Source organism: Desulfovibrio sp. 1214_IL3152, assembly GCF_036763055.1.
In the GTDB taxonomy this organism is placed as follows: Bacteria; Desulfobacterota; Desulfovibrionia; order Desulfovibrionales; family Desulfovibrionaceae; genus Desulfovibrio.
In genome coordinates this window covers 1-1,867 of the sequence record NZ_JBAIYW010000236.1, presented here as the reverse complement: position 1 = coordinate 1,867, position 1,867 = coordinate 1, and the positions used below count along the sequence as shown (strand labels likewise).

The window sequence follows — 1,867 nt, the reverse complement described above, 5'->3', positions numbered from 1 at the left end:
GAAGCTTTCTTCCTGAGGCGGGGCGGCCGCATGCCCTGTCTTGCCCGCATGCATGTCGCGGCGGTGTCCGGGGCAGCTTGTGAATGAAATGAGCCGGCGGCTCAAGCGCCGTCTGCCGGGGTTTGCTGCCTTGTGCGCCGTTGTGCCACGTTCGCAGGTGGTTCAGTCAGCTTTGCGCCGTTTTCCTGTCCCTTTACAGGCAAAGGATTGCGATCCGTTACGGTTGCCTAATGCCTTCCGCTGGAATATGGTCAAAGTGTCTGTCTATGGAGCTAAGGATGTGCTGATAAACACTCTTTTGCCCTTGCCTGCGCCGGAGCCGCTTCGTATGCGGAACGCCTGCCTGGACATGTTTCGCTCCTGCCCGGTCTGCGGCTCTGGAGGCAGCGGGTAGGGCCTTTGATCAGCACTTCCCCAACCTTGGAACACGGGCTGTGACGTGGTTTGCCCGAAAACAGAGAGGGAGAAGGTAATGGCCAAGATTGGTGACATGGCGCTTGTGTTCAAGCTGCTGGCTGGCCTGGTTGTGGGGGCCTTGCTTGGTTTTGTGGTGAATGAAAGCGTCATGAACGTGGTTGTGTCGGTGCGTCACATTCTGGGGCAGATCATTTTCTTTCTTGTGCCTCTGGTTATCGTGGGTTTCATTACCCCGGCCATCATCCGTCTGGGGCAGCAGGCCAGCAAAATTCTGGTCGTGGCCGTGCTGCTGGCCTATGTTTCTTCGCTGGGGGCAGCGCTTTTTTCCACATTTTCGGGCTATCTGATTATTCCGCACCTTTCGATCTCTTCTGCCACCGAAACGCTGCGGACATTGCCGAACATGATATTTCAGCTTGATATTCCGCCGCTTTTCAGCGTTATGAGCGCCCTGACCCTGGCCCTGCTTTTCGGCCTGGGCGTGGCCCTGACAAAATCGGAAACCATGAGCAAGCTTTTTGCCGAACTGGAAAAGGTCGTCAGTTGGCTCATCAATAAGGTCATGATTCCCATTCTGCCTTTTTTTGTGGGCCTTTCATTTATGGGCCTGGCCTATGAAGGCTCGCTTACAAGGCATCTGCCTGTCTTTGTGTCCATGGTGGCTCTGGTCATTGTGGGCCAGTTCATCTGGCTTGCGGTTCTTTACGGCATTGGCGGCCTTGTTTCGCGGCGGAATCCTTCACAGGTTTTTCGTTACTATCTGCCCGCGTACCTCACGGCTGTGGGGACCATGTCCAGTGCGGCCACCCTGCCCGTGGCGCTGGAGTGCGCCCGCCGCTCGCCCGTGCTCAGCCGCACCATGGTGGAATTCATGATTCCTTTGGGGGCCACGGTGCATCTGTGCGGTTCTGTTTTGACGGAAACGTTTTTTGTTATGACCATCAGCCTTATACTCTACGGAGCCTTGCCCTCGGTAGGGACCATGATTCTTTTCTGCGTGCTGCTCGGCATTTTTGCCGTGGGCGCGCCCGGCGTTCCTGGCGGCACGGTTGTGGCTTCGCTTGGCATTGTTACGGGTGTTCTTGGTTTTGACCCCACGGGCGTTGCTCTGCTTATCGCCATTTTTGCCTTGCAGGACAGCTTCGGCACGGCCTGCAACGTGACCGGCGATGGCGCGCTGGCCCTTATTCTTGAAGGTGTTTTCAACGATAACGGACAATTGGGAGCGTTGCAGACACCGTCAATGACGGAGCATTCATGAATCAAAACTGGCAATCATTCATAGATCTGCTGCATGAAGAAGTCGTGCCCGCCCTTGGCTGCACAGAACCTGTGGCTGTGGCGCTCACTGCCGCTCAGGCAGCGGAAGCCCTCGGCCTCACGCCGGAAAGGCTTGAGGTTGCGGTAAGCGCCAACCTGCTCAAGAACGGCATGGGCGTCATGGTTCCCG

1 protein-coding gene and 1 pseudogene are annotated in these 1,867 nt (G+C 56.7%); both read left to right on the top strand.

Translation table 11 applies throughout. The features are described 5' to 3' along the window. Nucleotides 1–472 precede the first annotated feature (472 nt). The gene (locus V6C07_RS04995; protein WP_333535263.1) at nucleotides 473–1,678 is read left to right on the top strand and encodes a dicarboxylate/amino acid:cation symporter; all 1,206 of its coding nucleotides are present in this window, start codon (nucleotides 473–475) and stop codon (nucleotides 1,676–1,678) included. Next, a pseudogene (locus V6C07_RS04990) lies at nucleotides 1,675–1,867 on the top strand (serine dehydratase subunit alpha family protein); the annotation flags it as partial. The gene V6C07_RS04995 and the pseudogene V6C07_RS04990, both read left to right, overlap by 4 nt.